Genomic DNA, 6067 nt, shown 5'->3' on the forward strand with positions numbered 1-6067 from the left:
TTGGCACACGGGTAGCGGGCTCCGGGCTGCTCAGTCAGCCATCCTATGGGAAGCATGCCTATGAAATCACTTCGCGCTCTAGCCCTTGCTTCACTCGTGACCTCCGTCAGCTTTTCAGCCCGTGCGGACGAAGTACCGTTGAGCAGCGATGCTTCGAATGATCACTACGAAACGCAGGTACTGGCCGTCGATCCGGCCAACTACCGAGTCACCATTGAAGGCCTTGATAAACGCCCGGTGTCCATTCCACTCACCGACCAGGCCAAGGCCATGCGCAACCTGAAAGTTGGCGATAAAGTCGACATCCGCGTCACTCGATCTGTCGATTACGTACTCAACACCAGCGTTGACGGTGCTCCGAGTGTTAGCAATGATTCTTGGATCAACCGCGCCCCACCTGACAGCCTTCCGGGTGGTGAGGTGTTTTCCGCGCTCAAGGTGACTTCGAAGATCACAGATATCGATATGAAAAAAAACGAGGTGACCTTGCTGCGTCCAGATGGGAAAGAGGTAGTCGTTACTGTTAACAACCCTAAAATTCAGGCCCATATGATGAACCTTCAGGTCGGACAGACAGTGGACGCAATCCAAATCGAAGTGTTGAAAGTCGAGACATCACGCTAGTTCTATGTCGTGCCGGTGAAGTCAGTATCAATGGACGCATTGATTCTGGCGGGTCAGCAGATTTCTACGGTACTGGGGCGTCCGACCGGTTCGCGCGTGGCCAAGGCTCGCAGCGCACAGTGAAATCTGCGGGTGTTACCGCATCGCCGAAAACGTGGGCAAAAGCGAGTAACACGGAAACAAGTTGTCAGGCTGTGGCCGACTGCAAAACCAAAACAATTTTCAAACCATTGATTTTAAAAGATTTTAAAAAGTTGGCACGGAGCCTGCTATCTCTACTGCATAACAAGAACAAAAAAAGCGGAAAACCTAATAAAAACAAGACGTAACGACTCTGAGATAACAAAAACAACACGGCAGAGACGCAGCGAACAGATTTTTTTGGAGAAGATGTGCTTTTCAGGGTGCTTTTCGGAGTAACCCGCAACCGGGCAGAGAACAATAAAACTACCCTCAGGTAGCTCCCGAACTGGTTGACTCGCTCAGCGAAAAAGTAGATCAGCGCTCAAAAAAATACGTTTGCTCTTGATCCCGGATGGGGATCGACAAAAACAGCGGTAAAGGGTCACGGTTTCCAAAAACAAAAACAGACCGCCCCTCAATAACAAAAAAAGAGCACGCGCAACGACAAAATTAAAGGGGAGCCTCGGCTCCCCTTAGTGCTGTCTGGCATTTGTGTTTTCCACAGACTAACCCTGTATTCCACCCCCTATCCCTAATGTGAGAGCGAGCCTGCTCCCTGCCCTTCAAGATCAAACAGCACCAGCTTGCCCTCGAAGCCGCGATCATGGAACTGACGCTGTGGGTCGGGCGGCGCAGTTCAGCGGAGGCTGCTGGTCATGTTCGCGGTGCTGTGGACACCACCGTGCTGATGGCACCCGAGTGATCGGGCAAACGCATCACCGAATTTAGGAAGTAACGGATACTGGAGTTTCGAAACCTTGCCACCCATGAAGCTGTTTCGAGACGATCAGCAACCGGTTCTAGCTCAACCGGTTAGCAACATTTGCCACATTCGCGACCCTAAATCCCCTCAGCATCCTTATCATTAGCGCACTCAAGCATCGCCATCCCAATACACCTACCATCTCGCTGAATTAGAGCTTCGCCTGCCCCGCGAATATCACGAACTTCCTCGTCCTGGCCGAGTTTAAATTTCCCCACGAGCCGAGTGACCTCGATCTCAACGCCGACGATCTGTTTAAGCATCGCACTTATGTATTCTTCGGAACTATCGGTCATCTTCCAAGGTGTGGGCTGAGAAGCTTCGTTCGCCTGGGTCAACTTTGCGACGACACCACGCACATACCGAGCATCATCGCGAAACGCAACTCGACCAAACGCGTGCACGACCCGATAGTTCCACGTGGGGACTTGTTGATGGAAATCATGTTTGCTGGGGTACCATTGCGGCGATACGTATGCATCCTGGGCTCGGAATATCACCAACACTTCACTGCCCTGTGGGATTTCATGCCACAGAGGATTATTGCGCGCTACATGCGCATACAGCATCCCGAGAGTTCCGCTGCGAAGCTCGAGTACAAAGGGGAGATGATTTGCGTCAATCCCGTCGGCAGAGTAAGTGACGAGCGACCCAAATGGATTTCGCATGACCACTTCTTGCAGCACTTCGATGCGAGACTCTTCAAACTGGGGAGGGATGTACATTGACGTTGCTCCTAGTGCCGAAATTTTCACTACCGCTAAGAGGTCGTCGACCCTACCGAGTCGGCCTCCCCTCAGAGGGACTCAACAGGCCAATTTTTTAGCTCAACCCAAGCTCCTCAATTACCTTGGCAATTTTCTGCCGCCCTTCTCCACTTATAGTTCTCAAGGGTAGTGGGAGGCTTGGCATGGTAGTGAACTGACGGAGCTCAGCCGCCGTCGCGATGACGCGGTAGCTGCCACCGAATTCACCGAACAACGACCATAAAGGTTGGAGCCGCTCAGAAAGGCGGGTTGCTTCTGCGGCATCCCCAGCAAGGGCAGCGTCAGTGATAGCTTTTGCAGTGATGGGGAAAAGGCCAGCTATGACGGAATACCAGACCTCACATCCTGCATTCAGGCCTGTAGCGGCGAATGCATCCCCACTCACGCCAATGGTCACGTGGCTTGGAATGACTGCTCGAAAACGGTCAACCCGAGCCTTAGCCTCCTCGGGAGCGTGAGGGACACCAGGGATCTTTATAGAACGGACATTTGGTAGGTGGGCGATTCGTCCATGAAGTTCGTCGTTGAACTCAAAGTGAGTCGTACCTGGATTGTCGTACACGCACAAAGGAACAGAGATGTTGGAGCTGACGGCCTCATATAGCGAGTAAACGTCGTCGTCCGTCAGCTTTTGATAGGAAACCGGCGGAAGCAATAATGCTTTTACGCCTGACTTCTGCGCATCCTCCGCCAGCAATAGCACGTCGCGCGTTCGCAAGGCCCCAATGCTCACCATGACGGGGATATCGCCCGCAGTCTCGACTGCTAGTTGAGCAACACGCTGACGTTCTGTTCGGGACAGGTATGCATAACTGCCTGTCGACCCTAGGGCGCCTATCGAAGACACACCTGCTGCTACGAGGTTTTCTACGAGACGGGCGAAGGCTTGCTCGTCTACCCCTGATTCATTCATCGGGGTTAAAGGGAATGCGCTAAGTCCGTCGAACATTATTCATCTCTCTGTCCGGGATTTAAGAGGCCTTAGCCTCGATCAGAGTGCTCTCAATTCGGGCGCCGGGCATCATCAGCTCCAGTCCCTCTATCAGCTTATCTCCAGCTTCTGTCAGGGCCTCTAGCGGCATCGCCGGCAGGCTTTCCAGGATGAACCACATGTGCCTTGCGTCAGCATTGAGTCTAGTACGAACACCCTGACGCCAATTCCACCGACGACAAGTGATGCCCTGATCATCCCGCCAAACGATTTCGCCAGGGTCGGCAAATTCCTGTGCCGGTACGCCTTCTTTCATGGTGTCGAACACTTCAGTACCGTCAGCAGCTACTAGACGCGGAGAGCCCACATAGGCCTCTACATTCTCCCCTCCAACAGGGATTGCATATTCGATACTGATGGCGTTGTAGAGATCCACTATGGGATCAATGCTGGCTAGGCTACCGTCGCGCAATACGCGCTTGCGCAGGGCCTCGGCGGAGCATGGAGTACGTTGCGGCTTAGCGCCGAATTTACGGAAGACGTCTGCCCAAGCTATGAGGTGAGCTTCTGCCCAGCCTACATCGCCCGATTGGACTGATTTACATGCCTGCGCCAGCGCCTTTGAGGCGATGTCAGGATTGGTTATTGGCGCAGCTTCAACCACAATGCTCAACGCTCTGAAGCCGGGAGCCAGATTGCCTACGTCTTCGCTGATTGACGGCAGTACGGACAGCATCAGAGAATCCCCAAGTCCATAAATTGAAAATCATGCTAGCTAACAATGACCAATAAAGTCAATATATCGACCGACCCAGGTGCCGACGTTCAGACGGTCAGTGAGGCTGTTTCCCGCAGGCTCAAACAAGAGCGGCAGAAGCAAAAAATTACGTTGGACGAACTATCTCGCCGTTCCGGCGTGAGCAAGGGGATGGTGGTTGAAATAGAGAAATGCACCGCCAATCCGAGCATAGCCATCCTGTGCAAAATCGCGGCTGCACTTGGGCTGTCAGTAGCGGACGTGGTGAATGTGGCCGACACTCCATCGGCTCACCTGATCAAGAGCCAAGACATTCCTACACTCTGGACAGGGCCATCCGGGGGATCCGCCCGCCTCCTTGCAGGAACCAGCGGCCCAAACATGCTGGAGCTTTGGCGATGGGAGCTGTATCCCGGTGAAACGTTTGCCTCCTCAGGACACCCTCAGGGCACAACTGAGCTATTCCATGTGGAGTCAGGGACGCTTCATCTTGAGGTAGGCGAAACCGAACTGATCATTACAAAGGGCAGCGCAGCAGTAGCCAAGACAGATGTACCCCATAGCTATTCGAATAATGGGAAGTCCAAACTGGTGTTCACCATGTCGGTAACGGAGCTACACCGTCCCACACGGGAACTCTAACACTCAGTGGTTTGCAGGAGGTTCAGTAGCGCCCGGCCCACATCCTGCGCTATCGCATGGCTTCTGGGGTTTGCAACCTCGCGCAGATTTATAAGGGAGAACATGAACGTGATCGATGTCCACAACCTGCTGATTGTCTTTACCGCGTACATCATCGGAGCGGCAAGTCCTGGCCCTAGCAATATGCGGATCATGGGCGTTGCCATGAACCAAGGCCGGCGGTCGGCGTTGTCGCTCGCGGCAGGTGTTATAAGTGGCTCGTTCTTCTGGGGAATATTGGCGGCCACCGGCGTCTCTGCCGTGCTAACGCAGTATGCGCAGGCACTTGTCGTCCTCAAAGTGGCAGGAGGCATCTACCTCCTCTTCCTGGCCATAAAAGCAGGTCGATCCGCACTGACTACCGACGAGCGTCTTGCGCAGCAGGTGGCGGCTGTCCCTAGCGTTACGGGCTTCAAGCTCTATCAGCGGGGCCTTCTGATGCATATCACAAACCCAAAAGCATTGCTGGGATGGGTGGCTACGATGACCCTCGGCCTGGGGCCTGAGGCATCTCCCGTGACAGTCGCTGTCATTCTTTCGGGGTGCACCATGCTCAGCATCACGATCTTCTGTGGTTACGCCATCGTCTTCTCTACCGCCCCCATGGTACGGGGGTACCGGAAGGCTCGCCGCTGGATCGAGGGTACACTCGCGACTGTCTTTGGAGCCGCTGGATTCAAGCTACTGCTTGCCCGCCCCTGAAAATCCGTACGGCTCCACGCCGCCGGACAGCTTATGGCAAAGCTAGCTGTCGGAAATGGGATGACGTAGTGAACCACCGCTGCAGAACTGGTTTCGATGGAAGCGGTGACCGCAGACGCCAGGCAGCTTGAACGGAAATAACACCCTCCTGCTACGCTGACCTACTCCACGGAGGAATCACAATGTCGAACACAGACCTACTCCCTTCCCTACTCTTCAAGATCAATCAAAACCAGCTCGCCCTCGAAGCCGCGATCATGGAGCTGACACTCTGGGTCGAGCAGCGCGGATCAGCGGAGGTCGCCGGCAACGATCGTGGTGCTTTGGACACAATCAGCAAGAACAACGGGTGCTGAGCGGCAATCCGCCTGTGCAGTGACAGCACAGAACAAGGCAATTACAATTTGATTAACATCCAGCGACTTGAGCGATTAAATACCCCATGGAAAGCAAGACTGCGCGCCTCACCGTGCTCATTGACCCCATCAAGAAAAAAGCTTTCGAGGAACTCTGTGCAGCACAAGACCTGACGTCTTCGCAGGTAGTCCGCCAGTTAATTCGTGACTACCTGGATACTCACGGCGCCAGCTATTCGACCAAGAGCAAGCATGCCGCCAGTACCAAGTCATAACCCAACACTGGCAGTTGTTCTCTAGAGG

Annotated in this window: 8 protein-coding genes and 1 pseudogene; 6 read left to right on the top strand and 3 right to left on the bottom strand. The window is 54.0% G+C overall.

Annotation, left to right across the window (positions count from 1 at the left end):
- The first annotated feature begins 60 nt into the window (after positions 1-60).
- Positions 61-624, top strand: coding sequence for a hypothetical protein (locus QYH43_RS21125; RefSeq protein WP_301157990.1), 564 nt, complete (start codon positions 61-63; stop codon positions 622-624).
- Between the two features lie 24 nt (positions 625-648).
- A pseudogene (locus tag QYH43_RS21130) lies at positions 649-747 on the top strand (hydroxymethylglutaryl-CoA lyase); the annotation flags it as partial.
- Positions 748-1647: 900 nt separating this feature from the next.
- Here QYH43_RS21130 and QYH43_RS21135 read toward each other — a convergent pair.
- The 3 genes from QYH43_RS21135 to QYH43_RS21145 all read right to left on the bottom strand — a co-directional run bounded on the left by QYH43_RS21135 (position 1648) and on the right by QYH43_RS21145 (position 4004).
- Positions 1648-2295 (bottom strand): FMN-binding negative transcriptional regulator, encoded by a 648-nt coding sequence (locus QYH43_RS21135; protein WP_218425371.1) that lies wholly within the window; start codon positions 2293-2295, stop codon positions 1648-1650.
- A gap of 97 nt (positions 2296-2392) precedes the next feature.
- Positions 2393-3286: a dihydrodipicolinate synthase family protein gene (locus QYH43_RS21140; RefSeq protein ID WP_301157991.1), complete on the bottom strand. Its 894-nt coding sequence runs from the start codon at positions 3284-3286 to the stop codon at positions 2393-2395.
- 22 nt (positions 3287-3308) lie between these two features.
- On the bottom strand, positions 3309-4004 hold the full coding sequence (locus QYH43_RS21145; protein ID WP_218425373.1) for a B3/4 domain-containing protein: 696 nt from the start codon (positions 4002-4004) through the stop codon (positions 3309-3311).
- Between the two features lie 45 nt (positions 4005-4049).
- Here QYH43_RS21145 and QYH43_RS21150 point away from each other — a divergent pair, with 45 nt between their 5' ends.
- The 4 genes from QYH43_RS21150 to QYH43_RS21165 all read left to right on the top strand — a co-directional run bounded on the left by QYH43_RS21150 (position 4050) and on the right by QYH43_RS21165 (position 6039).
- The gene (locus QYH43_RS21150; RefSeq protein WP_095056212.1) at positions 4050-4667 is read left to right on the top strand and encodes a helix-turn-helix domain-containing protein; all 618 of its coding nucleotides are present in this window, start codon (positions 4050-4052) and stop codon (positions 4665-4667) included.
- 102 nt (positions 4668-4769) lie between these two features.
- Positions 4770-5408 carry a LysE family translocator gene (locus QYH43_RS21155; protein WP_301157992.1) on the top strand — a complete coding sequence of 213 codons (639 nt, stop codon included), beginning with the start codon at positions 4770-4772 and terminating at the stop codon, positions 5406-5408.
- A gap of 182 nt (positions 5409-5590) precedes the next feature.
- Positions 5591-5764, top strand: a complete 174-nt coding sequence (locus tag QYH43_RS21160) for a hypothetical protein (protein WP_301157993.1) — start codon at positions 5591-5593, stop codon at positions 5762-5764.
- 86 nt (positions 5765-5850) lie between these two features.
- Positions 5851-6039, top strand: coding sequence for a ribbon-helix-helix protein, CopG family (locus QYH43_RS21165; RefSeq protein ID WP_095056214.1), 189 nt, complete (start codon positions 5851-5853; stop codon positions 6037-6039).
- The last annotated feature ends 28 nt before the right edge of the window (positions 6040-6067 follow it).

Origin of the sequence: Pseudomonas sp. C32, from assembly GCF_030417915.1 — a bacterium.
In the GTDB taxonomy this organism is placed as follows: domain Bacteria; phylum Pseudomonadota; class Gammaproteobacteria; order Pseudomonadales; family Pseudomonadaceae; genus Aquipseudomonas.

Coding starts and splice junctions, on each gene's coding strand:
- QYH43_RS21125 (WP_301157990.1), top strand. CDS start 61: ATGAAATCACTTCGCGCTCTAGCCCTTGCTTCACTCGTGACCTCCGTC.
- QYH43_RS21135 (WP_218425371.1), bottom strand. CDS start 2,295: ATGTACATCCCTCCCCAGTTTGAAGAGTCTCGCATCGAAGTGCTGCAA.
- QYH43_RS21140 (WP_301157991.1), bottom strand. CDS start 3,286: ATGTTCGACGGACTTAGCGCATTCCCTTTAACCCCGATGAATGAATCA.
- QYH43_RS21145 (WP_218425373.1), bottom strand. CDS start 4,004: ATGCTGTCCGTACTGCCGTCAATCAGCGAAGACGTAGGCAATCTGGCT.
- QYH43_RS21150 (WP_095056212.1), top strand. CDS start 4,050: ATGACCAATAAAGTCAATATATCGACCGACCCAGGTGCCGACGTTCAG.
- QYH43_RS21155 (WP_301157992.1), top strand. CDS start 4,770: ATGAACGTGATCGATGTCCACAACCTGCTGATTGTCTTTACCGCGTAC.
- QYH43_RS21160 (WP_301157993.1), top strand. CDS start 5,591: ATGTCGAACACAGACCTACTCCCTTCCCTACTCTTCAAGATCAATCAA.
- QYH43_RS21165 (WP_095056214.1), top strand. CDS start 5,851: ATGGAAAGCAAGACTGCGCGCCTCACCGTGCTCATTGACCCCATCAAG.